This window comes from Streptomyces sp. NPDC056160, assembly GCF_042268205.1.
In the GTDB taxonomy this organism is placed as follows: Bacteria; Actinomycetota; Actinomycetes; order Streptomycetales; family Streptomycetaceae; genus Streptomyces.
The window spans coordinates 1-22,771 of record NZ_JBHJUW010000142.1; the positions used below are offsets into that span (position 1 = coordinate 1).

The 22,771-nt window shown below is 71.6% G+C and carries 20 protein-coding genes and 2 pseudogenes; 12 read left to right on the top strand and 10 right to left on the bottom strand.

What is annotated here, in order from left to right; translation table 11 throughout:
• The first annotated feature begins 342 nt into the window (after window positions 1-342).
• Window positions 343-1,698, top strand: coding sequence for an IS4 family transposase (locus ACFC02_RS34740; RefSeq protein ID WP_376365919.1), 1,356 nt, complete (start codon window positions 343-345; stop codon window positions 1,696-1,698).
• A 423-nt stretch (window positions 1,699-2,121) separates the two neighbouring features.
• On the opposite strand, the gene ACFC02_RS34745 is transcribed toward ACFC02_RS34740, so the two are convergent.
• Window positions 2,122-3,654 (bottom strand): GMC family oxidoreductase, encoded by a 1,533-nt coding sequence (locus ACFC02_RS34745; RefSeq protein ID WP_376365921.1) that lies wholly within the window; start codon window positions 3,652-3,654, stop codon window positions 2,122-2,124.
• Between the two features lie 89 nt (window positions 3,655-3,743).
• Here ACFC02_RS34745 and ACFC02_RS34750 point away from each other — a divergent pair, with 89 nt between their 5' ends.
• On the top strand, window positions 3,744-4,553 hold the full coding sequence (locus tag ACFC02_RS34750; RefSeq protein ID WP_376365923.1) for a TetR/AcrR family transcriptional regulator: 810 nt from the start codon (window positions 3,744-3,746) through the stop codon (window positions 4,551-4,553).
• Window positions 4,554-4,692: 139 nt separating this feature from the next.
• On the opposite strand, the gene ACFC02_RS34755 is transcribed toward ACFC02_RS34750, so the two are convergent.
• On the bottom strand, window positions 4,693-5,205 hold the full coding sequence (locus ACFC02_RS34755) for a hypothetical protein (RefSeq protein WP_376365925.1): 513 nt from the start codon (window positions 5,203-5,205) through the stop codon (window positions 4,693-4,695).
• 255 nt (window positions 5,206-5,460) lie between these two features.
• Window positions 5,461-7,116: an FG-GAP repeat domain-containing protein gene (locus ACFC02_RS34760; protein ID WP_376365927.1), complete on the bottom strand. Its 1,656-nt coding sequence runs from the start codon at window positions 7,114-7,116 to the stop codon at window positions 5,461-5,463.
• Between the two features lie 294 nt (window positions 7,117-7,410).
• On the opposite strand from ACFC02_RS34760, the gene ACFC02_RS34765 reads away from it, so the two are divergent.
• The 4 genes from ACFC02_RS34765 to ACFC02_RS34780 all read left to right on the top strand — a co-directional run bounded on the left by ACFC02_RS34765 (window position 7,411) and on the right by ACFC02_RS34780 (window position 10,729).
• Window positions 7,411-8,316: a LysR family transcriptional regulator gene (locus ACFC02_RS34765; RefSeq protein WP_376365929.1), complete on the top strand. Its 906-nt coding sequence runs from the start codon at window positions 7,411-7,413 to the stop codon at window positions 8,314-8,316.
• A 102-nt stretch (window positions 8,317-8,418) separates the two neighbouring features.
• Complete coding sequence (locus tag ACFC02_RS34770; protein ID WP_376365931.1) at window positions 8,419-8,982, top strand: cysteine dioxygenase; 564 nt, start codon at window positions 8,419-8,421, stop codon at window positions 8,980-8,982.
• The gene (locus ACFC02_RS34775) at window positions 8,979-10,175 is read left to right on the top strand and encodes a YeiH family protein (protein WP_376365933.1); all 1,197 of its coding nucleotides are present in this window, start codon (window positions 8,979-8,981) and stop codon (window positions 10,173-10,175) included. Before ACFC02_RS34770 ends, ACFC02_RS34775 begins: the two co-directional genes overlap by 4 nt.
• A 122-nt stretch (window positions 10,176-10,297) precedes the next feature.
• Window positions 10,298-10,729, top strand: a complete 432-nt coding sequence (locus ACFC02_RS34780) for a hypothetical protein (protein WP_376365955.1) — start codon at window positions 10,298-10,300, stop codon at window positions 10,727-10,729.
• A gap of 17 nt (window positions 10,730-10,746) precedes the next feature.
• Here the strand turns inward: ACFC02_RS34780 and ACFC02_RS34785 are convergent, their stop codons facing one another.
• Window positions 10,747-12,195: an FAD-binding protein gene (locus ACFC02_RS34785; RefSeq protein WP_376365935.1), complete on the bottom strand. Its 1,449-nt coding sequence runs from the start codon at window positions 12,193-12,195 to the stop codon at window positions 10,747-10,749.
• A gap of 230 nt (window positions 12,196-12,425) precedes the next feature.
• On the opposite strand from ACFC02_RS34785, the gene ACFC02_RS34790 reads away from it, so the two are divergent.
• Window positions 12,426-13,154, top strand: coding sequence for a transglycosylase SLT domain-containing protein (locus ACFC02_RS34790; protein WP_376365937.1), 729 nt, complete (start codon window positions 12,426-12,428; stop codon window positions 13,152-13,154).
• 30 nt (window positions 13,155-13,184) lie between these two features.
• Here ACFC02_RS34790 and ACFC02_RS34795 read toward each other — a convergent pair whose 3' ends face one another.
• The 4 genes and pseudogenes from ACFC02_RS34795 to ACFC02_RS34810 all read right to left on the bottom strand — a co-directional run bounded on the left by ACFC02_RS34795 (window position 13,185) and on the right by ACFC02_RS34810 (window position 17,566).
• Complete coding sequence (locus tag ACFC02_RS34795; RefSeq protein ID WP_376365939.1) at window positions 13,185-14,849, bottom strand: helix-turn-helix domain-containing protein; 1,665 nt, start codon at window positions 14,847-14,849, stop codon at window positions 13,185-13,187.
• Window positions 14,850-14,965: 116 nt separating this feature from the next.
• Window positions 14,966-15,229 (bottom strand): annotated as a pseudogene (locus ACFC02_RS34800) (helix-turn-helix transcriptional regulator); the annotation flags it as partial.
• 104 nt (window positions 15,230-15,333) lie between these two features.
• Entirely contained in the window at window positions 15,334-15,906 is a 573-nt protein-coding gene (locus tag ACFC02_RS34805; RefSeq protein WP_376365941.1) for a transcriptional regulator, read from the bottom strand.
• A 715-nt stretch (window positions 15,907-16,621) separates the two neighbouring features.
• On the bottom strand, window positions 16,622-17,566 hold the full coding sequence (locus tag ACFC02_RS34810) for a ScbA/BarX family gamma-butyrolactone biosynthesis protein (protein WP_376365943.1): 945 nt from the start codon (window positions 17,564-17,566) through the stop codon (window positions 16,622-16,624).
• Window positions 17,567-18,644: 1,078 nt separating this feature from the next.
• Here ACFC02_RS34810 and ACFC02_RS34815 point away from each other — a divergent pair.
• Window positions 18,645-19,028 (top strand): annotated as a pseudogene (locus ACFC02_RS34815) (cytochrome P450); the annotation flags it as partial.
• A 136-nt stretch (window positions 19,029-19,164) separates the two neighbouring features.
• On the opposite strand, the gene ACFC02_RS34820 reads toward ACFC02_RS34815, so the two are convergent.
• Window positions 19,165-20,115 carry an NAD-dependent epimerase/dehydratase family protein gene (locus tag ACFC02_RS34820; protein WP_376365945.1) on the bottom strand — a complete coding sequence of 317 codons (951 nt, stop codon included), beginning with the start codon at window positions 20,113-20,115 and terminating at the stop codon, window positions 19,165-19,167.
• Between the two features lie 165 nt (window positions 20,116-20,280).
• Between ACFC02_RS34820 and ACFC02_RS34825 the strand changes: the two genes are divergently transcribed.
• The 3 genes from ACFC02_RS34825 to ACFC02_RS34835 all read left to right on the top strand — a co-directional run bounded on the left by ACFC02_RS34825 (window position 20,281) and on the right by ACFC02_RS34835 (window position 22,455).
• Window positions 20,281-20,997: a ScbR family autoregulator-binding transcription factor gene (locus ACFC02_RS34825; RefSeq protein ID WP_376365947.1), complete on the top strand. Its 717-nt coding sequence runs from the start codon at window positions 20,281-20,283 to the stop codon at window positions 20,995-20,997.
• Between the two features lie 382 nt (window positions 20,998-21,379).
• The gene (locus ACFC02_RS34830; protein WP_376365949.1) at window positions 21,380-22,210 is read left to right on the top strand and encodes a BTAD domain-containing putative transcriptional regulator; all 831 of its coding nucleotides are present in this window, start codon (window positions 21,380-21,382) and stop codon (window positions 22,208-22,210) included.
• A gap of 95 nt (window positions 22,211-22,305) precedes the next feature.
• Window positions 22,306-22,455, top strand: coding sequence for an SRPBCC family protein (locus ACFC02_RS34835; RefSeq protein ID WP_376365951.1), 150 nt, complete (start codon window positions 22,306-22,308; stop codon window positions 22,453-22,455).
• Window positions 22,456-22,472: 17 nt separating this feature from the next.
• Here ACFC02_RS34835 and ACFC02_RS34840 read toward each other — a convergent pair whose 3' ends face one another.
• Window positions 22,473-22,649 (bottom strand): IS3 family transposase, encoded by a 177-nt coding sequence (locus ACFC02_RS34840; RefSeq protein WP_376365957.1) that lies wholly within the window; start codon window positions 22,647-22,649, stop codon window positions 22,473-22,475.
• Here ACFC02_RS34840 and ACFC02_RS34845 point away from each other — a divergent pair.
• Window positions 22,576-22,771 (top strand): hypothetical protein (locus ACFC02_RS34845; RefSeq protein WP_376365953.1); only part of this gene is annotated, 196 nt, incomplete at its 3' end. The genes ACFC02_RS34840 and ACFC02_RS34845 overlap by 74 nt on opposite strands.

Consider the following 22,771-nt stretch of genomic DNA (forward strand, 5'->3'; position numbering starts at 1 on the left):
CAGCCGACGGTCCCACCCTGTACTCTCGACCACCAGAAAGGTGCCTTGCTCCCGCAGCGGATGCGACCTAGACCTCGCATCCTCGCAGGTCAACGCAATGCCGGTGACTTAGGGCATCAGTGCAGGTAGAGCGTGTGTGACGACTGTTCTGGTGAGTAGAACCCTGGGATGCACAGGTGGTCCGCCACGAACTGATGATGCGCCAGGTGATCTCGGGACAGGGCAACGGGGCTCCCGGTAGGACAGGAGATCGACCAAGATCCGACTGCCTCGGAGGGAGCCCCGTTGGGCGCTCAGTCTGCCATCGCTGTTGCCCCAGCCGTCACCACGGCGGTCCGTCCGGTGCCATCTCGAAGTCCCCGAAGGCGGTCGGAACCGCAGTTCGGCGACCGGATCCGGCTCGGTGTACTCACCGAGGAGATCACACCCGAAGTAGTCGACGAAGTATTGGAGTTGACCGGAAGGGCCGAGCGCCGCCGCAGGCTTCTGCCGGCCCGCGCGGTGGTCTACTTCGTCCTGGCTCTGTGCTTGTTCAGCAGCTCTGACAGCGCCGGGCCGCCGGGATACCGGGCGGTCCTGCGGGCCCTGACCGAGAAACTGCGGCACCTGCCGGGCGGGGTCCTTCAGCGCCTGCCCACCAGTTCGGCCCTCACCCGAGCCCGCCAGCGCTTGGGAGACAAGCCGTTGCAGGCCCTTTTCGAACGCCGGTGCGGCGCCCAGGCGACACCCATGACCCCAGGAGCATTCGCCTTCGGTTTGCGGCTGGTCGCCTGGGATGGCACCGCGCTGGACGTTCCGGACAGCCCCGAGAACGCCGCGACGTTCGGATTCACCGGCCGCGACGGCACCAACAAGAGCGGAAACCCACAGGTCAGACTGATGGCTTTGATCGAGTGCGGCACCCACGCCGTCATCGACGCTGCCTTCGACTCGATCGCCAGGTTCAGCGAGCACAAGCTCGCCCGCCGCCTGCTCGCCTCCCTACGGCCCGGCATACTGCTGCTGGCCGACCGCAACTTCGCCGGCCACGAGCAGTGGGGCCTGGTCGAGGCGACCGGCTGCCACCTCGCCTGGCGGATCAAGAAGAACCTCGTCCTGCCACCGCTGTGGGTCCTGCCCGACGGCTCGTACGTCTCCGTCATGCCCACCCCTGCCGAGAATCAGCGCCTGGGCAACGCCCGCTTCCAGGACCGCACCCCGACAGGGCTGCCCGACGGACACCTCGTGCGCATCATCGACTACACCGTCACCGTCCGGCCCCAGCACGGGCCGGTGCAGGTGGGGAAGTTTCGCCTCGCGACCAGCCTGCTCGACCATCGGCTAACGCCCGCACGGCAGTTGGCCAAGCTCTACCACCAGCGATGGGAGATCGAAAAGGCTTCGCCGAGCTCAAGAACCGACTGCGAGGCGCCGGCTTCATCCTGCGTTCCAAGACCCCCGAGCTCATCTGCCAGGAAACCTACGCACTTCTCACCGTCTACCAGGCACTGTGCGCGCTCAAAGTCCATGCGGCCGAACAGGGAGAGGTCGATCCCGACCGGATCTCCTTCACCACGACCGTGCGGCTCGCCCGACTCACCACCGTCGGACAGACCGCAGCGAACCCGCAGGCGCTGCACGCCGCCCGCCTCGAAGCCGTCCAGGAACTCCTCAACGACCGCCTGCCCCCACGCCGCGACCGCCGCTGCCAACGACTGAAGAAACCGCCGCGGAACACGTTCGAAGCCAAACGCCGGGACGAGCCCCGCCCACCCAGCCGCGTCAGCTACTCGCTCCAAGTCACACGGACCACGGGACACCCACCCTCACCTGCGGAAACGCCCTAAATCACCGGCATCGCAGGTCAACGGCACCTTTCTGCTATCGGGGCGTCAGATTATCCAGTTCCACTGAATACCCAGGGTCATCCCTGTGCAACCTGATGGCCGGTACGCCACCCATCTGTGTTGGTACGGAAGGGAACCGTCCCGTACATGGGGTGCAGAGGCCCGCCGTGGACGCCGCCCGTCCCGTCGGCCGCGCCGCCGGTCCCGCAGGCCACCCCGTCCGTCCCGCAGGCCACCCCGTCCGTCCCGCCGTCCTCGGTGGCGCGGCTCACGGTCACCCCTGGCTCGCCCGCCGTCACCCGTGGCGCAGCAGCTCGGCCGCGCGCTCGGCGATCGCGTAGACCGTGGCGTTGGTGTTGTTGGACGGGATCGACGGGATGACGGAGGCGTCTGCCACGCGCAGGCCGTCCAGTCCCCGGACCCGCAGTGCGGAGTCGACGACCGAGACCTCGTCCTCACCCAGGGCGCAGGTGCCGACCGGGTGGCAGTAGGAGCCGAAGTACCTGCGGGCGTAGGCGCCGAGCGACCGCCCGTCCGCGGCGCCCGGTCCCGGGCTGACCTCTTCGGCACCCCATTCGGCGAGCGCGGGGGAGGCGATGATCCGGCGGGCCGTCTCCATGCCGGACACCACGGTACGGACGTCCCGCTCCTCGGCGAAGTAGGCGGGGTCGAGGACGGGCGGTGCGTACGGGTCGGCGGAGACGATCCGCAGGGTGCCGCGGCTGACCGGCCGCATGGGCGAGACGCCGACGGTGAAGCCGTTCTCGACCGGGGCCACGGGGTTGGGGACCGCGATGTCGATGAAGATGATCTGCAGGTCCGGGCCGTCCGCCTCCGGCGTGCTGCGCAGCAGGCCGATGATCTCGCCGTGGTTGTTGCGTGCCGCGGGTACCGGGCGGCGGGTGCGGTGGACCAGGTTGGCCCGGGGGTGGTCGTGGAGGTTGCGGCCCACGCCGGGCAGGTGGTGGAAGAGCGGCACCTGGGCGCGTCGCAGGTCCTCCTCGGGGCCGATGCCGGAGCGGAGCAGCAGTGCGGCGGATCCGATCGTCCCCGCGGTCAGCACCACTTCCCTGGCCGCGGTCGCCGTGCGGACGCCGCCGTCGACGCCGTACTCGACGCCGGTGCAGCGCGGGCCGTCGAACAGCAGCCGGTGGGCGACCGCGTCCGTGACGACGTCCAGGTTGGGACGGTGCAGGGCCGGCGTCAGGTAGGCGTCCGCCGCGCTCTGGCGGCGCCCGGCGACGATGTTGAGGTCGACGGGGGCGAAGCCCTCCTCCAGGCCGCCGCTGATGTCCCGGGCCCGGCGGTGGCCCGCTTGGAGGGCGCCGGTGAGGCAGGCGAGCAGGACGTCGTTGGGTTCGGTGGCGGGGCCGACGGTCAGGGGGCCGGTCAGACCCCGGCCCGGGGCGGCGCTGGCGGCGCTCTCGGTGCGCTGGAAGTACGGCAGCAGGTCGTCGAAGGTCCAGCCCTTGGCGCCGTGCTCGCTCCAGCTGTCGTAGCTGGAACGGTGGCCGCGCGCGAACACCATGGCGTTGATCGCCGAGGAACCGCCGAGGCCGCGGCCCCGGGGAAGCGGGACCGGGGCACCGGAGGAGCCCTGGACGACCGTGCTGTCACCCCAGCTGGCGCTCATCGCCGCCAGCGAGGGCCAGGCCGGGGGGTACGCCACGGCGTCCGGCAGGGCGGTGGCCGGGCGGCCGGCCTCCAGGAGCAGGACGCGGACGTCCGCGTCCTCGGACAGCCGCGCGGCCAGGACGCAGCCGGCGCTGCCGCCGCCGACGACTATCACGTCGTAGCCCGGATTCCGGCCGGAGTTCAGTGTGGTCATGTCGCTCCACCCCTTGTCTGGATCAATGGTTCGTTCAGACCGTACCATCGGTTCGGATCAGTGATCCGTAAATTTGATACCGTTGGTTCATGCAAGGAGAAGAGACGGACCCCGAGCTGACAGCGGCGACCGTGCGACGCAGGATCGTGACGGCCGCCGCCGAACTGCTGCGCTCGGAAGGGCTCGACGCCGCGTCCACCCGCGCCGTCGCGGCCCGCGCGGGCGTGGCGCCGCCGACGATCTTCCGGCTCTTCGGGGACAAGGACGGCCTGCTGGAAGCGGTGAGCGAGTACGGCTTCGAGACGTACCTGCGGGCCAAGGGGGAGCTGCCGGAGAGCGGGGACCCGGTCGGCGACCTGCGCGCCGCCTGGGACCTGCACGTCCGGTTCGGGCTGGACCAGCCGGCGTACTACACCCTCGTGTACGGGCAGGCACGCGCCGGACGGGTGCCGCGGGCCGGCCGGCAGGCCGTCGCCGAGCTGGAGCGCATGATCGACCGCGTCGCCGCGGCCGGCCGGCTGCGCATGAGCGTCGAGCGGGCGGCGGCCGTCATGCACGCGGCGGGCGTGGGCACCATCCTCACGTTGATCGGCACGCCGCCGGAGCAGCGGGACCTGCGGAACGCGGACGCCGCGCGCGAGATGGTGCTGGCGGCCATCAGTACACCGGCTGCCTCTTCTTCCGCCCCTGTCTCCGCCGTCACCGCCACCGCCGGGGCCGGTGGAGCGGATGAGGCCGGGAGTGCGGCGGGCGACGAGACGGCGCAGGCCGCGATGGCCCTGCGGGCGGCACTCGGGCGCGGCGACCGCTCGGCGCTCAACGCGGCGGAGCGGTCCCTGCTCGTCGAATGGCTCAACCGCCTGGCCGACGCGGGACCCCCGTCGGTCCCGGACGCGTGAGGCGTTGCGCCTCACCGCTTGTGCGCCGTTCGTCGCGCAGTGATGCCGCAGGTATGCCGAAGTGCCGCCGATGTTACGTCGATGTGACTCGTAAGTGACGCCGGGGCGAGGTGGGTCGGGGAGGGGCGCACCGGCGGGTTCAGCGGACCAGGTGGTCGAGGGCCCTGGTGGCCAGGCTGAGGGCCGCGTGCAGTTCCGTCACCTCCGCGACGGTCGGGCGGACCACGTCGCACCAGTTGCCGCGCAGCGCCGGCCACATGGCCAGCAGGACCTGGGCCCCCGGCAGCCCCAAGTGGGCGCTGACGTCCATCCGGTCGTCCCCGGCGGGTGTCCAGGACAGGCGGACCCGGCCCGGGGGGATGCGAGAGGGGGCGTCGACTGTGGTCCATCGGGCCTGGAACGCCCGGCCCGGCGCCTTCCGCACCGTCGTCACCAGCGCGCCGCGCACGTTCTCGGGCATGGGTGAGCGGACGAGGGTGCGCAGCTCGACGGGGCTGCGAAAGGGGTCGCAGCCCGGGACGAGCGTGAGGGCGGGTCTGCGGGCCGGGCCGTCGCGGTCGGCCGCGGGCCGGCGGCGGGGCAGGGGCGGCCGGGCCGACGGGCGGCGGGAGGCGGGCCGGCCGGTCAGGTCGATCATGGTGAACCTGGTCATGCTGAACTCCGAAGCGGGAACGGTGCGCGCTGGTGCGGCGTCACTCGTCCCAGCGTCGCTTCCGGCAGAGCCGGACGCATCGGTCATATGACTGCACCCCGGTTCCCGGTCTCTTCGGTCCCTTGCCGGGAGGGGACGCACCGGGCCGGGCGCCGGGAGCGAAAAGGGGGCTACCCCGGCGCCTTGACGCCGGGGGAGCCCCTTTCCTGTCGCGAGTTCCGCGCCACCGCGGCCGTTCAGGCCGCTACGGGCGGGTCAGTACAGGTTCTTGTATGTGTTCCAGCCGGTGCCGAGCTTGGCGCGGGCCTTGAACTGGCCCTGGCCGGTGGAGGAGTAGCGGTACAGCTCGCCCTTGGAGTTGACCGCGAGCAGGTCGGCCTGGTTGTCCCCGTCGATGTCACCGGGCGAGAGCAGCTTGTTGTACTGCTGCCAGCCGGTGCCGATCTTCACCGCGGAGGCGAAGGGCGACGCGCTGTTGCCGGTGCCGCGGTAGAGGTACAGCGTGCCGGACGGCGTCCGCGCTACGATGTCGGCACGGCCGTCGCCGTTGAGGTCACCCGCGCCGACGATCTTGTCATAGCCGTTCCAGCCGCCGCCGATCTTGAGCGGCGCGGCGAGGGACCCACCGGTGCCGTTCCCGCGGTACAGGTACAGGTTGCCGGAGGTGTCCCGGGCGAGGACGTCGCCCTTGCCGTCGTCGTTCAGGTCGCCCGGACCGAGGAACAGGTTGTACTTGCTCCAGCCGCTGGACACGGCGGAGTCGGTGCCGTAGCTGTGGTTGTACAGCGCTCCGTTCCACTGCTCCAGCACGTCCGCGTAACCGTCCGCGTCGAGCGAGGAGGCGTAGCCGACGTGGGCGCCGGCCCAGCCGCCGGTGTCGCTGATCTTGGCGCGTCCGCCCAGCTGGCCGTTGTGCAGCACGCCGTACCAGTACAGCGTGCCGCCGTTGTCCAGGCCGATGAGCGAGGCCTTGCCCCAGTACGGGTTGGCTCCGCTGCCCGCGAAGAGGTCGACGGCCTCGAAGCCGCCCTGGTTCTTCTTGCGGGCGGAGAAGTTCCCCGAACCGTCGGCGTAGTAGTAGTACAGGTCACCGGAGGCGGTGCGGCCGAGCAGGTCGCCCAGCCCGTCGCCGTTCCAGTCGCCGGCGGCGATGATCTGGTTGTACGTGTTCCAGCCGCTGCCGATCTTCTTCCGGGCGGCGAGCGGCGCGGTGGCGCTGCCCTTGCCGGCGTAGAAGTACAGGTCGCCGGAGGGCGTGCGGGCGACGACGTCGCCGATGCCGTCCTTGTCAATGTCCCCGACGCCGACCAGCTGGTCGAACATCGACCAGCCGCCGCCGACCAGGACCCGGGCGCGGAAGGGCGAACTGCCGTCGCCCGTGCCCTGGTACAGGTACAGGTCGCCGGAGTAGGTGCGGGCGAGCAGGTCGGGCTTGCCGTCGCCGGTCACGTCACCGGGCGCGATGACCTTGTTGTAGATCTGCCAGCCCTGGCCGCTCCACGTGCTGTAGCTCGTGCCGGACTGGCTCGTGCTGTGGTACAGGGACAGGGTGCCCGTCGTGGACAGCGTCAGGACCTCGGGGTCGTCGGTACCGTCGAGGTTCCCCGGCGTGAGGATGTCCTTGGTCTTCTCGTCCGGGTTGTCCTGGCTGATGGTGTACTGCTGGAACTTGCCGCTGGTGCTCAGCCAGACGAGGGTCGTCCCGTCGTCGAGCCGCACGATGTTGTCGTCGACCTTGTCGCCGTCCACGTCGAAGGTGGTTCCGGCGGCCTTGATGCCCGAACGCAGGCCCGGCGCGGCGTGCACGCCGGCCGCGGGCCGGTCTGCCTTGGGCAGGGCCGACTTGGGCTTCGGGATGGAGACGTCCTGCGACGGCTTGTCCGCGGCGAGGGCCGGCGTGCTCAGGAACATGCCTGCGGCCACCGCGAGGGCGGTGCAGCCGAGCAGCCGGGAACGGCGCGCTCTACCGAATGGGCGCGAAATGGACAAAGGCCCCCCACTGATCAGATTGTGGTGTCGGCATCCTGAAAAGATTCAGTGAAGCCGATGATCGTCGGAGTGTACGACAGTCGTGCCCTGCCGATGGTTGTACTGTCCCCGGAACCAAAACCGCTCGAAGGCAGGGGCATTGGCAGGGGCACGGGTAGGTGCGGGTGCAACGCACCTCTGCGGACCGGAACCCAAATTCTGCTTATGATGCGAGGTGTGTTCGATTCACGGCACATCAGGACCTTCCACGCGGTGGTGAACGCCGGAACCTACTCCGGGGCCGCCGCGGTCCTCGGCTACACCCAGCCCGCCGTCACCCAGCAGATGAAGGCGCTGGAGCGGACCGTCGGCTCCCCGCTGTTCATCCGGGTCGGCCGGCGGATGCGGCTGACCGAGGCCGGGGAGACCCTGGCCCGGCACGCGGAAGCCATACTCGGCAGCCTGTCCGTGGCGGAGGAGCAGGTCACGGCGATCACGCGGCTGCGCAGCGGCCGGGTGCGGGTCTGCGCCTTCCCCAGCGCCAACGCCACCGTGGTCCCCGAGGCGCTGGCCCGGCTCGCCGCCGACCACCCGGGCATACGTGTGCAGTTGCTGGAGGACGAGCCGCCCGATTCGCTGGAGCGGCTGGCGCGCGGCGAGTGCGACGTCACGCTCGCCTTCACCTATCCGGGGCTGCGGGAGTCGGTGCCGGAGGAGGTGGAGGAGATCCCGCTCGTGGAGGACCAGTTGACCGTACTGATGCCGATCGGCCACCCGCTGGCCCGGCGGCGGGCGGTCAGGCTGGCCGACCTGGCCGAGGAGCGCTGGATCGCCGGGTGCCCGCGCTGCCGTACCAACTTCCTGCACGAGTGCGTCGAGTTGGGCTTCGCACCCGACATCGCGTTCACGACGGACGACGGTCTCGTGGTGCAGTCGCTGGTCGCCGAGGGGCTGGGGGTGGCCATGATGCCCGGCCTGGTGCTGTCCTTCCTGCGGCTCGACCGGGTCGCGGGCCGCGCGCTGGAGCCCGCCGTACGCCGCCGTATCTCGGCGTACGTGCTGCGCGAGCACCTGCGGGTCCCGGCGACCGCGCTGGTCGTCGACACGATCAAGGCGGTCGCGCAGCGGCGCGTGGGCTGCTGAGTCGTCCCGCACCGGCACGGCCCGTCCCGCATAAGCACAGCTTGGGAACGACCGAAGAAACCGTCGTTGGACGTGCGGTTTTCCCGGTCGGACGCTGGCAGCATGACCACTACCGACGTCCGGACACGCACGGCGGCCACCCCCCGCCTGGACCGTCTCGTCCAGGAAGTGCGGCAGGCCGTGGGGCAGGGCCTGCCCGGTGACCGCACCGCGCACCTGGTCGCACAGCGCCTGGCGCCGCACCTCGGCGACCCCGGACTGCTGACGGAGCCTCAGCGCGAGGGCAGCGCCGAGGACTACCGCCAGCACGTCCTGCACACAGAGGAGGACGGCAGCTTCTCCGTGGTGGCCCTGGTGTGGCTGCCGGGGCAGCGTACGTCCGTCCACGACCACGTCTCCTGGTGCGTCACCGGGGTGCACGAGGGCCGCGAACACGAACGCCGTTACCGGGAGGTCTCCGACGGCGACGGCACACGTCTCGTCGCCACCGAGGACGTCGTGAACGAGCAGGGCGACGTCTGCGGTTTCGCGCCGCCGGGCGACATCCACCGGGTCTGGAACGCGGGCGGGGGCAAGGCCGTCTCCCTGCACATCTACGGGGCCGACATCGGCCGCCTGGGCAGCAGCGTCCGCCGGGTCTACGAGCCGCCGGACGACGAACGATGACCGGGCGCACCACGACCCGCACCACGTCGGTGACGCGGCCGAAGACGGGCCAGGGCCACGGGCGGGGACAGGGGAAGGGCCAGGGCCAGGGGCAGGAGCCGAGGCAGGAGCAGGGCCCGGAGGCGGTGGCGCCGGGGCCGGGTGCGAGGCCGAAGCCGCGTGCCGCCGGTGGGGCGCGGGCCAAGCTGCCGGGGCTCGCGGCCGCCGCCGCCGGTGTCGCGCTGGCCTGGACGGTGCACCGGCTGCTTCCGGGCGTGCCGATGCTCACCGCCGCTATCGTGCTCGGTGTGCTCGCGGCGCACCTTCCGCGGCTGCGCGGCGCGGCGCGGCCCGGACTGACCTTCGCGGGCAAGCGGTTGATGCGCGCCGGTGTCGTCCTGCTCGGCCTGAGCGTCGGCCTCGACGACATCGCCGGGCTCGGCTGGCAGACCGTCGTCATGGTGGTGTGCACCGTCGCCGCGACCTTCGCCGGCACGGTCTGGCTCGGGCGCCGTCTCGGCCTGCCCGGGGACCAGCCGCTGCTGATCGCCACCGGCTACTCGATCTGCGGGGCCTCCGCGGTCGGGGCCATGAGCGACGTCTCGGGCAGCGAGGAGGAGGACGTGGCGACGGCCGTGGCGATGGTGACGCTGTGCGGCACCCTCGCCATCGTCGTACTGCCGCTGCTCCAGGGCCCGTTGGGCCTGGACGCCGGGCAGTTCGGCCGCTGGGTGGGAGCCGGCGTGCACGACGTCGGCCAGGTCGTGGCGACCGCGCAGACCGCCGGGCCCACCGCCCTGCGCGAAGCGGTGCTCGTCAAGCTGATGCGGGTGGCCATGCTCGCCCCGCTCGTCGCCTCGGTCGGGCTGTCCCTGCGGCGCGGCCGGCGCAAGGACGCCGCGCGGGCGGCCGCTACCGGCAGAACGGCCGCGCGGGACACCCGTCGCGGAGCGCGGGCGCCCATCGTGCCGCTCTTCGTCGCCGGCTTCCTGGCCATGGTCGCGCTGCGCTCCACCGGCCTCGTCCCGCACACCGTCCTCGACCTCGCCCACCACGCGCAGGAACTGCTGCTCGCCGCCGCACTCGTGGGCCTGGGCAGCGCGGTGCACCTGCCCTCCCTCGTCCGTGACGGCGGCCGTGTCGCGGCGCTCGGACTCTGCTCCTGGGGCGTGATCGCGGGTGTCTCCTACGGGGGTGTGCTGCTGACGACCTGACGGGACCGCCCCCCCTCACGTGAGTAACCGGCTTGACTGGTGACGACCTTCATGGAAGAGTCATCACCAGCCGAACCGGTTACTAATTCTCCCGGTTACCACTTCTCGACGTGAGGGACACCATGGCCGTCATCCGCTTCCACCTCATCTCCACGCTCAGCCCCGCCGACGTCGTCAAGGTGCTGACGGACTTCGGCCCCTCCCGCGCCGAGAACTGGCCCACCATCGACGCCGAGCACTTCACCGTCCACCGACTCGGTGACACCTGGGCCGAGGTGACCGAGGGCACCGCCGCCGCATGGGAGCGGGCGCGCTACGAGTGGGACGCCGAGGCGGGCCGGGTCGACATCACCACGCTCGACTCCAAGCTCTTCGGCGCGGGCGGCGGCTGGGTCTTCACCACCACCCCCCAGGCCGACGGCACCCGCGTCGACGTCGAACTGACCCGGCAGCCCGCCTCGGTCAAGGGCAAGGTGCTCGCCGCCCTGCTCCCGCTCGCCGCCCCCTCCTCCCTGCGCAAGTCCTTCGCGGGCCCGCTGAAGGCGAAGAAGTAACACCCCCCGCTCGGGCCTCAGTCCTGGCCCGGAGCGACGTTGTGGTTGAAACGGAAGACGTTGGCAGGGTCGTAGCGCCGCTTCACCGCGGCCAGCCGGTCGTAGCGCTCCGGCCCGTACACCGCGCGCACGCCGTCCGGGTCCGTCGCCTCTTCCGGGGACAGGAAGTTCACCATGTTGCGCTCCAGCGCCCACGGCGCGAGCCCGTCCACGACCTCGGCCAGCCCGCCCCGCAGGACGTCCGCCTGATCGGCGCCGCCCACCGCGAACCCGAACACGACGAACGGCACGCCCCGCGTGGAGACCGCGTTGGCGACCGCGGGTTCGCGGTCGAAGGCACCGCCCAGCGCCCGGATCTCCACATTGGCCAGCGTGCAGCCGGAGTCCGGCCCGGTCAGCCGCACCAGCGCGTCCACCGTCTTCGCGGTGAACTCGCCCAGGCAGACGCTCCGGTCGTAGTACGGCATCGGGTCCACGGGGTCCAGATGGATCTCCCCGAGGGCGGTGTACGGCTTCTCCCCGACCAGGTCGAGCAGCGGCGGGGCGGACGCGCGCAGCGGAGCGATCAGCCGCTCGCCGTCGGCCGCCGAACCCAGGTAGCCGACCCGCAGGTGCACCACGAACGCCCCGCGCAGCGGCTCGGGCAGCACCGGCAGGTCGGGCAGCCGCTGGATGCCGACGGAGGACGTCATCTCCTCCGGCACGGTCGGCACCCAGGCACGCCAGGCCTCCAGCACCTCGGCGAGGTCCGCACCGCGGAAGTAGAGGGCGCCGCCGTAGAACCGCGTCACCGGGAACACGTCGAACTCGATCGCCGTCACCACGCCGAAGTTGCCCTTGCCGCCGCGCAGCGCCCAGAACAGGTCGGGCTCGCTGTCGGCGGTGACGTGGCGCAGTTCACCGTCCGCCGTGACGACGTCGAGGCCGCGCACGTGGTCGGCCGCGTAGCCCAGCGTCCGCCCGAGCAGCGGGCTCTGGCCGCCGCCGAGGGTGTATCCGACGACGCCGACGTCGGGCGCGGAGCCCGCGAGCGGGGCGAGCCCGAACTCGGCCGTGCGGGGCAGCACATCGCGCCAGCGCACCCCCGCCTCGGCCCGCACGGTCCGCGCCCGCGCGTCGACGGAAAGGTGAGTCATCCGTGCGGTGGTGACGAGCAGCCCGCCGTGTGCGGGCGCGGTCACCTGGTGGGCCGTGTTCTTCACCGCGACGGGCAGCCCATGCCGGGCGGCGAACCGGACGGCCGCGCGCACGTCGTCCGCGCCGGTGGCCCCGACCACCACCGCCGGTTCAAGCGGGCTGTTGAGGTTGTACGTGGCGCACTCGGCGGCGTGACCCTCGTCACCGGGCAGCAGCACCGGTCCGGCGACGGCCTGCCGCAAAGAGGCCACGTCCCGCGGTGAGAAGCCGGCCGCGGCGCCGTGCGGCGAGAGCGCCGCCACGGCCTGGTCCGGGAGGTTCCCGCTCATGCTGACCTCGCTGATCCACTGGGGAGAGAAGCCTTACGGCATGCACACGTGTGCGGTGTCCCCAGGGGTTCACCCCACGTCCGGCTGTGAGCGGTGAGGCATGCGGGGCGGCGGTGGCGGAACGGGACGAAAGGGAGCGGGGATTGCCTTGTGCTGTCCGGTACGGCAGAGTCGGGGGTCGTGAGACTCGCCCCCGTGACGGCACGGGGGCCATGGCGAAGGGAAACCGTGTGAGCCGGATCTCGGTCCGGGGACTCGCAGTGGCCTCGGCCACCGCGGTCACCGCTGTCGGAAGCGTCGTGGGCGTTGCGTCGGTCAGCAGCGCGCAGAACAACGACGCCGAGGCGACGGCGGCCGACGCCACGCTTCTCGCGGACATCCCGGTGGGGCAGCAGGCGCCGGTGCAGACCGCCTCCCTCACGCAGCAGGCCGACGCCCAGGCGATCGCCGCCGACGCGAGCGCCAAGAAGGACGCCGAGCAGGCGGCCCGCAGGGCGGCGGCCGCGACCGCGATCGCCAAGAAGGCGGCGGCCGAGAAGGAGGCCGCCGAGAAGGAAGCGGCCGACAAGAAGGCCAAGGAGCAGGCCAAGGAGCGGGAGGAGCTGAAGAAGTCGACGAGCCAGAGCACGACTTCCGACGCCTCCGACTTCCCCGTCCAGGGTTCCTACTCCACCGCCCAGATACAGGCCATGGCCCGGCAGATGGTGCCGAGCGGCCAGTTCCAGTGCTTCAGCAACATCGTGAGCCACGAGTCCGGCTGGAACATGAACGCGGTCAACGCGTCCTCGGGCGCGTACGGCCTCTTCCAGGCGCTCCCGGCCGGCAAGTACTCCTCCGCCGGTGCCGACTGGCGCACCAACCCGGCCACGCAGATCAAGTGGGGCCTGAACTACATGAACAGCAGCTACGGCAGCCCGTGCGGCGCCTGGTCGTTCTGGTCGTCGAACCACTGGTACTGAGCGTCGGGCCCCAGGGGGAGGCCCTGATCGTCAGGGCCCCTCGGGGGAGGGGTCGTCGGCGGCGTCCACCGTGTAGGTGTCCTTGACCTTGACCTCGGTGACGCCCCGGCCCTCGGGGAAGACCCCGCGCCAGTCACCGATCACGTGCAACTCGTCTGTGCCCATCGCCCGTACCACCATCAGGCCCTCGTCGTAGGACCGGTGCGCCTTCCACCACAGGTTCACGAAGGCCTGGCTGCGGATCAGGTGCATCCAGTCGGTGCGGTAGATCTCGCGGTTGTAGTTCGACTCGCCGAGGGTGGAGACGAACTTGGAGTACATCGCCTTCACGTACGTCAGCGTCACCTCGTCGTCCTCGGCGATCGCCCGGTCCCGGGCGTCCTTGAGCGCCACCCGGAACTTCTCCAGCAGGTTCTCCGTGGCCCCCGACGTCCAGGACTCGTGGATCTCCGGCGGGTCGCAGAGGCCGTACTTCGGCCCGGACAGCCGCAGCAGCAGCCGCAGCGTCGGCTCCGTCACCCACAGCGGGCCCGGTTCGTCGCGGTTGCCGATCGGGTTCGGGAGGACCGCGTCGTGCTCCCACGCGGGCGGGGTGATCAGGTGCACGCCCGCCCGGCGCCGGTCGTGGTGGTCGCCGGTGGAGTGCTCCAGCTGACCGAGCGGCAGATGTGTCTTGAGCGCGCTCAGGTAGGCGCCGTTGACGTCGAGTGCGGTCACCTCGTGTGTGCCCGTGGGCAGTTCGGGCCGGGTCCACTTGGGACGGGCCTCCCAGATCTGGTCGGCGCCGCGCGCGGACTGCTTGTGCAGGACGTCGGGCAGCCACGGGTGCGCCACGACGTCGTACCGGCCGCCCTTGCGGGTGTGGTCCAGCAGGGCCATCGCGTCCGGGATGGCCCGCTTGACCAGGGCGGCCGTGGCTGCCTCGACATCACCGGCGTGCCGGGTCAGGGCCTCGGCGACGGCCCGGCCGATCAGGTCCGGCTCGGCGGAGGCCGCCGCCTGCGCCCGGCGGCCGGTGGGGACGATGCGGACACCGGCGCGGGTTCCGGCATGAGGTTCGGTACGGGTTCCGGCCGGAGGCCGGGGCCGGTCACCGGTGCCGCCGGTGCGAGCAGGGGCGCTCGTGTGCCCGCCGGCCGCGGGAGGGGCGCTCGTGCCGGGCGTGGGGGCGGGGACCGGGGCCCGGGGGCCGGGCGACGGCGCGGGTGCCGTCGGCGCGGAGCACTCGGCCGGGTCCAGGTGCTGCGGGAACCCTGCCACCTGCTGCCGGGCCGGCCCGCCGCACAGCACGCAGGCCCGGGGCTCCGTAAGGGCCTCCACCTCCATGTCGTCGACGCCGGGGGCGGGGACGTCGCCGGCCTCCACGGCCGGCGCGGCCTCCGCCGCCGTGTCGGGCCCGGGTTCCGACTCCCTCGGCGATTCCCCCTCCTGCTCCTGCTCGCGGGCGGCCTGCTCCGCCAGGCGGGCGCGCGCCCCGGAGAGGAAGTACGCGTACTTCTCCCGGACCTCACCGCTCGGGTCGCGCCCCGACTCCCAGCCGCCCACCGTGGACGGGCCGACACCGAGCGCCTGCGCCACCTGGGCGCGCGACAGGTTCAGCCCCTCGCGCAGCGCGCGCCGCTCCTCGGCCCCGGGCAGCGGGACCTCCTGCCGGGCGGCGGCCAGCAGGGCGTCGATCGCGTCGAAGTCCGTCATCGCGCGACCTCCTGCGCGGCAGCGGGGGCAGCAGAGACATGGGGAACGGCGGAGACGGAGGGGGCGGCGGAGACGGAGGGGGCGGCGGTCTGCTCGGTCCGGTCCGTCGGCGCGCGCCGCCCGGCTCCCCGGCGGCGAATGTCCGGCAGCGCCTCCGACGCCCGGGTCGGCCCGGCCAGCAGGTCCAGTACGTCGATGCCGAAGTGCCCGGCGACCGCGTCGCAGTCGTCGAGGCTCCATGCGGTGCTCCCGGACTGACGGCGGCTCACCTGCGCCTGGCTCACTCCGAGGGCCGCCGCGAGATCCGTCTGCGACTCGCCCGTGGCGTGCAGGAGCGCCGCCACAGCTGTCCGGACCCGGTCCCCCAGAGTCATCCGCATACCGCAGAATCTAGCACCCGTGTCCCATGAACCATGCGCATGACGCATAGCGGCGGCGGGCGCGAGAGCGCCAGCCAAGCGGGGAGGGGCGGGTGGCGGAGCCGTCAGGCGGCGAAGCCGACGTTGGTGACGTATTCGTACTGCCCCCACTGCGAGCCGAGGTCGACGATCTGGTCGACCCAGGCGTCGTCGAGTGCCTGGACGTCGTCGGCCGCCCAGGCCGCGACGATGCGGTCCCAGCGGCGGATGTTGAGGGCGCGGAACTCCACGACGCGCTGCCTCGGGCGGGGCACCTGGGACTGGTTGAGCGGGTGGATCTCCACGCGGGTGCCCCGGCCCTCCCGGTTGAGGCGGCCCAGCAGATAGCGGGCGACGTTGTGGCGGCGCACGGTCCGGTAGGCGGTCTCGACGCGTTCGAGGTTCTTCTTCGACGGGCTGCGGCGGCCGTCGAGCCACGCCTTCAGGGTGCGGTCGGTGACCGTCAGTCCCGCCGCGCGGGCGGCCTTGCGGGCGTGCGGGGTGCGGGTGAGGTAGTGCAGACGGGCCAGCAGGCCGCGCCGGGTGGTCACCGGGGTGACGACGAAACCGGCGAGCACGTCGAGCCGGCGGGCCACGGCCTCGTACCCCTTGATGCCCCGGGCGCCGTACCTGCCGAACTCCTGGGTCCGTTCGGGCATGTCCGCCTCCTTCCTGTGCCCGGCCCCCGCCCCGGCCTCGCGGCACCGCCGGGGCTTTCGTGATCAGTATGGTCCACGACGGGCGGGCCCCGGCCGGCGGCGCTCGCCGGTGCCCCCGCTGCGGCTCCGATCGCAAACCCTACGGACAACCTGGTCGCCGGGTGTCAAAATGAGGATGCTCGGGCCCTCTGCCGTTCCGGGCCTGCGTGGCGTGTGCGCGGAGACCGGCGGGACCGGCGATGCCATGAGTCATGACTGCGCTCCACCGGCCCGTGACTGTGTTCCACCAGCGAGAGCACCACCCGGGCGACCGGGCATCGGATCGCTTGCCGACGAGAGGAGACAGCATGAGCGCCCTCATCGCCGAGGAAGGGACCGTCCACGAGCCCGGTTCCGGCCGGGCCGCAGGCGGCGGAGCCAGGGGCGTCCCAGCCGAGGGCGGAGGAGCCCCGGGCGTCGATCGCGGGAACGTCGGAGGAGGGAACGTCGCAGGAGGGAACGTCGACCGGGGAAACCTGGGGCGCACGGCCGGCCGCGCGCTCCGGTGAGCCGGGGGCGGACCGTTTCGGGGGGCGGCGCGGACCGTTCGGGCAGGGAAGAACGCCACCGCCCGGCGGCGGCTCAGCAGGATGAGCGCCGTGGGCGGTGGGAGGCCGAGCGGGAGGGGACGGACGGCGAGGAGGTGCGGGGGCCGGCCGGGCCCCGGCGGGGGCCGTCAGCTGACGGGACCGGTGATCGTCGAGGTGAAGACCGTCTCGCCGTCCTGGTGCGCGGCGACCTGAACCGTGGTCATGCCGCCGGATTCGGGAGTCACCCGGGTGACGTCCATCCAGCACGGCCGGTCCAGTTCGGCGTAGCGGACGAATTCGGTGGTGGCGCTCGCCGGTACCAGCCCCCTGGGGGCGAGCGCGGCGCACGCCGCCTGGCGGCCGCCCTCCAGGAGCACCATGCCGGGCAGATGGTCCCCGGCGTGGTCGAAGAGGATGGGGTGGGCGAGATCCGGGGTGAGCAGCCAGCGGGTGGGCGAGTCCGTGGCGCTGAGCACCACGTCGGCCCGGGACGTGCGGCCCACCGACGCGGGGTCGAGCGGGCGCCGGGACGCCGCGAGGTCGAACGCGTCGTCCGGTCCGGGCTTGCGGCTCGCCCGCAGCCGCTGGTACACGGCCGGCGGGACGGTGGAGAAGGTGCCCGTCCCGTGGGCCACGAGGGCTCCGCCCCGGACGATGGACAGTTCGAGCCGCAGCGAGGCGGCCATCCCCAGGCGCCAGGTGATCTCCGTGCATCTGGCGTCGAGTTCGAAGTCGGTCGGGCTGAGCGCGATCCCCAGGTGCTGCGGATACGTCGTGTAGCTGAGGTTCCACATCACGAACTGATGGGTGAGCGGAACACCGAGTTCGGCGTGGGCGAGAAACATGCCTGCCTGCCGAAACGTCTCTGCTACCTGGAGCGGATCGTGGCCGTTCCCGTCGGAGCGGTTGAAGAGCGTGTGCGCCCTGGGCCACTGGCCGGTGAGGGAGAACCGCTGGTCCTCCTGGCTGGTGCAGCCGGTCAGGAACACCTCGGCCAAGCAGGCGCGGTGAACGTATTCCTTCGGGACCGTGGTGGTCAGCCGCGGCAGTGTCGGCAGTCCCACTTCGTCGTGCGCACTGTGCAAACCCATCGCAGACCCCCCGCCTGGAAGCTTTGTTCGACGACGCCTCATAAGATACGGACCCACCGGTTTTATTGCGTGGGCCTCAAGGTAAAGGATTCGGCAAGTGTCGGCGGGCCGACTGAATGCAAGGCTCCGTTTTTCGGTAGTTCAAACTCGCAACTTTCCTGGTGAGGTAAGGGGCAATCCGCGCCTACCGCCGCCCGATTGCGGGAGAAGCTGACATTTCTGCCGTGATTGACTGGCGATGACGGTGCTTGTCACTCACCAGGCCACCTGCTCTTGCAAAACCGGTCGTCTGGTTTGTTATGGTTCTGGCGAAGTACCGATGGAGGCCCCCGGGCAGTGCTACGGTCGGGCCGCCGTCGTCACCTGATGTCCTGCGGATCTGGCTCTCTGGAGACAATCGATGACCCGTCAGCAGCAGTGTCCGTACGCGATCGACCCGTCGGGCCGGGACATCCACGGGGAGGCGGCCCGGCTGAGCGAGCAGGGGCCGCTCACCCGTGTCGTCCTGCCAGGACGCGTCGAGGCCTGGTTGGTGAGCGGGCAGGAGGCGATCAGGAAACTGCTGATCGACCCGCGGATCTCGAAGGACGCCTACCGGCACTGGCCCGCGTGGATCAACGGCGAGATCGCCGAGACCTGGCCGCTGGCCAGCTGGGTCTCGGTGCAGAACATGGTCACCGCCTACGGGGACGACCACAAGCGGCTGCGCGGGCTCGTGGCCTCGGCCTTCACCACGCGCCGGGTGGCCTTGCTGCGCCCCCGAGTCGAGGAGATCACCGAAGCGCTCCTCGACGACCTCGCCCGTGAGGGCGCCGGCGGCGGCGGCAGGGGCGGTGACGGCCGGGACGGCGACGGTGCCGACAGCGACAGCGACAGCGACAGCGACGCCGGTGGCGGCGGCGGGCCGGTCGACTTCCGCAGCCGCTTCGCCCATCTGCTGCCCACCCGTGTGCTCAGCGAACTGTTCGGCATCCCCGAGGAGTTCCGCGCGTCACTGCACCGGATCATCAGCGGCTTCTTCGACACGACCGCCTCCATGGAGGCCGCGAGGAGCAACCAGGTGGACCTGTACCGGACGATGGGCCGGCTCGTCGCGCTCAAACGCGAGCCCCCCGGCGAGGACCTGACCACCAGCCTCATCAACGCCCGGGACGAGAACAACGGTTCGCGGCTCAGCGAGAAGGAACTGGTCGACAACCTGATCCTGCTGTTCACCGCCGGGTACAAGACCACGGTCAACCTGCTCGACAACGCCGTCTGCCTGCTGCTGGCCGACGGCGAGCCCATCGTCATCTCCTTCGCGGCGGCCGGGCGCGACCGCGCCGTGCACGGCGACGACGCCCACCGCTTCGACGTCACCCGCGCCACCCGCCGCGAACACCTCGCCTTCGGACACGGCGCGCACTTCTGCGTGGGCGCCCAACTCGCCCGCATGGAGGCGGAGATCGCGCTGCGCGGCCTGTTCGAACGGTTCCCGGAGGTCGCCCTCGCGGTACCGGCCGAGGACCTGCGCCCGCTGGGTTCCTTCATCTCCAACGGCCACCGAGAGGTTTTGCTCCGGCTCGGCCCGCAGCGCGAGGGCGGCTCCCGCGCGCGTCTCAGCGGCCGGCGTACACGGGTGAACCCAGCTGTTCCCGGTACCACGGCAGGTGGCGGGCCAGGCCCCGGGCCGGTTCCGGACCGGGGTCCAGGCCCAGCAGCCGCCAGATCGACGTGCTGGCGAACCAGTGGTCCGAGGTCAGCATGTCGAGGTGGTGCAGCGCCTGCGGGTGTTCCCGCAGCCGGGCGCGTGCCTGCTCCGGGTCCAGCGGGCCGGCGGTGCCGTCGGCCCCGAGCAGGGCGGCCACCGCCTCCGTCAGGACACCGCCGGACACCGGGCTCGGGTGGTTGACATGGTGGGCGCCCGCCAGATCGCGGTCCGGGTCCGCGAGGGCGGCGCCCACCGCGGCCTCGGCCAGGGCGGACACCTCGACGGCCGAGTGCACGCCGCTGTCCGCGACCGGCGCCCCCAAGTGCCGGATCAACAGGGCGAGACCGGGGATCGCCCACCGGTCACCGGTGCCGTAGACGAGGTGCGGGCGCAGGACGGTGCCGCCGGCCGCGAGGACGCTGCGCTCAGCGGCGGCGCGCGTGGTGCTGGTGGCGGACCGGGGCCGGACGGGCAGTTCGTGCGGTTCGGCTCCGCGGAAGGGGCCGCGGCCGTAGACGGCGGCGGTGCTCACGTACACGATGCGGCGCACGCCGTGCCGCAGGGCGTCGGCGGCCAGGGCAGCCGTCCCCTCCTCGTTGACCGCGCGCAGGGCGGCCTCGTCACCGCTGATGCGCGAAGCGCAGTGCACGACGGTGTCGACGCCCCGGCACAGTCCGTCGAGCGAGGTCGTGTCCCCCAGATCGGCGCGGGTCACCCGGACGCGGTCCCCGTCGGGCGCGGTGACGGCGCCATGGTGGCGAACCAGCCGAATCCTCGTCTCGGGGCGGGCGAGCGCGGCCCGCACCACGTGCCTGCCGATGAAGCCGTTCGCCCCGGTGATGAGAAGATGCTGCGGCATACGCGAGCCCCCTGTCGGTCCTGAACACCCTTGCTGCTTCCGGCCGCGCCGAGCACGAGACCGCTCGGCACTGCTTGTGAAAATACGGACTACCTGGTTTTGTTTCCAGAGGGGCACAAGCAGTGAGGGCATTGTTCGCCAGGCAGCAAGCGCGTAGGAGGAGTCGTGGCACAACAGGAGCGTGCGATCCGCACCAGGCACGCGATCTTGAAGGCCGCCGCGTCCGTCTTCGACGAACGTGGCTACGAGGCCGCCACGATCGGCGAGATCCTGACCAGGGCCGGCGTCACCAAGGGGGCGTTGTACTTCCACTTCCCGTCGAAACAGGCGCTGGCCGAGGGCGTGCTGAACGCCCAGTTCGCCGAGGTCTCCCTGGCGCCGCGGGTGTGCAAGCTCCAGGAGCTGGTGGACACCGGTCTGCTCACCGCCCACCGCATGCGCCGTGACCCGGTGGTCAGCGCCGCCGCCCGGCTCTCCCTGGGCCAGGAGATGCGCACGCTCTTCGGTGGCCAGGCGGTCGCCCTGTGGATCGCCACCACCGAGAAGGTGCTGCACGAGGCGAAGGCGCAGGGCGAACTGCTGACGCACGTCGACCCGGCGGCCAGCGCCTGGATCATCTCCGCGTCCTGGACCGGCGTGCAGGTCTACTCCCACACGCTGAGCGACCGGGCCGACCTGGTGGAGCGGGTGGTGTCCCTCTTCGAGCACCTGCTGCCCAGCATCGCGGTCCCGGCCGTGCTGAGCCGGCTGGTCGTCACCCCCGAACGCGTCGAGGAGATCGTCCGCGAGAGCGAGCAGCGCGTGCGGGACGAGGCGGAGTCGACCCCGGAGAGCGTCCAGGCGTTCGGGCTGCGGACGCGGGTGCCCGCCGAGGCCGAGTGACGCCGCGCCGGCCGTCCCCGGCGCCGTGCCGTGTTTCCCCCGGGAACAGACCCGGCGTGCCGGTTCGTCCTGCGCGCCGGGCCGGCGGTCGGCGACGGCTTCTGACGCGTATGACGCATCTACCCCTGGCGCATCAAAAGCTTTGGCAAAACAGTCCTATTGGTCTGGTAGTCGCGTCAGGAATGCGTGCCCACTGGGGCGGCTTTCGGGCCTCAATCCCTCGTCGTTTCTCAAAGATGATGCGGTATGCACCTTTTATCCCTGGAACCTGAAAGGAAAACAGGGCCGGAACCCTCGCATTGACATACCGCGCATGCTGTTTTTTACTCAGCTTGCTAGGGAACGGCTCCAGAACGCGGGCAGCTACCAACGGGGAGACAGCGTGGACATCGACGTACTCGGCACCCTCGCCGTGCGGGAACAGGGCGTCTCGATCACGCCGACCGCCCCCAAGCCCCGCCAGGTGCTCGCCCTGCTGGCCCTGAACGCGGACAAGGTGGTCCCGGTCGCCACCCTGACCGAGGAACTGTGGGGCGCACGTCCGCCCCGCAGCGCACGGCCCACCCTCCAGACGTACATCCTGCAACTGCGGGAACTGATCAACGGCGCGCTACGGCAGGACGACGGCCAGGAGCAACGCTGCGCCAAGGACGTGCTGCTGACGGTCCCCAGCGGCTACCTCCTCAAGGGCGGCGCCGGCGGCAGCGACGTCCGCGAGTTCGAGCGGCTGGCCGGGACCGGGTACCGCGCCATGGACGCCGAGGACTACCCCGAGGCCGCCGCCCGGCTGCGCGAGGCGCTCGCCCTGTGGACCGGGCCCGCCCTCGCCGACGTGCACCCAGGCGTCCACCTGGAGACGCAGATCAGACGCTTGGAGGAGAGCCGGCTGTGCGCCCTGGACCAGCGTATCGAGGCCGACCTCCGGCTGGGCCGCCACCGTGAGCTGCTGGCCGAACTGACCGTGCTCGTCAGCAGGTACCCCAGCCATGAGAGTCTGTGCGGCCAGTACATGGTGGCCCTCTACCGCTCGGGCCGCCGGGGCGAAGCCCTCAACGCCTACCAGCGGCTGCGCGCGACCCTGGTGCGCACCCTCGGCCTGGAGCCCTCTCCGGTGCTCGCCAAGCTCCAGCAGTCCATGCTGATGTCCGGCCCGGCCGGCACCCCCTCCGCCGTGGGCGCCCCCGCCACCGGCCGCTTCGCCCAGGTGGGCTGACCGCAAGGCACGGACCCGGCGGTCCTCCACCGCGGTTCGAGCGCCGCTCCAGCGCCGCGGGGCAGTCTGGGCGCACCGGAGGAGAGGGGGCACTCATGCCGTCCCAGCGGGTGCACTCGTCCCAGGACAGCGTCAGCGTGGAAGCCCCCGCCGGGGTCGTCTACGGCCTGCTCGCCGACGCCCCCCGGTGGCCGGTGTTCCTGCCCTCCTGCGTCCACGTCGAGCAGATTGAAGCTTCCCCGTGATCTTGGACACTCGATCTCTATGCCGCGAGGTCGTGTTGGTGCCGCTGTCGGGTCTCGGCCGGGGTGAGGTAGCCGAAGACTTTGTGCTTGCGTAGGCGGCGGCGGTTATAGAACGTCTCGATGAAGTCGAAGACCTCGGCGCGGGCGGTGGCCAGGTCGGGCCAGACGCGGGTGCCGATCTCCTCTTTGAGCAGGGCCCAGAAGCTCTCCGCGGCGGCGTTGATGCTCCTATGCTTGTCAAGCTGCAGGAGCGAGGTCGGTTTGGGTGATTCGTTCGGTTGGTGTGGCGGTCAGAGCGCGGTAGACCTCGCGGGCG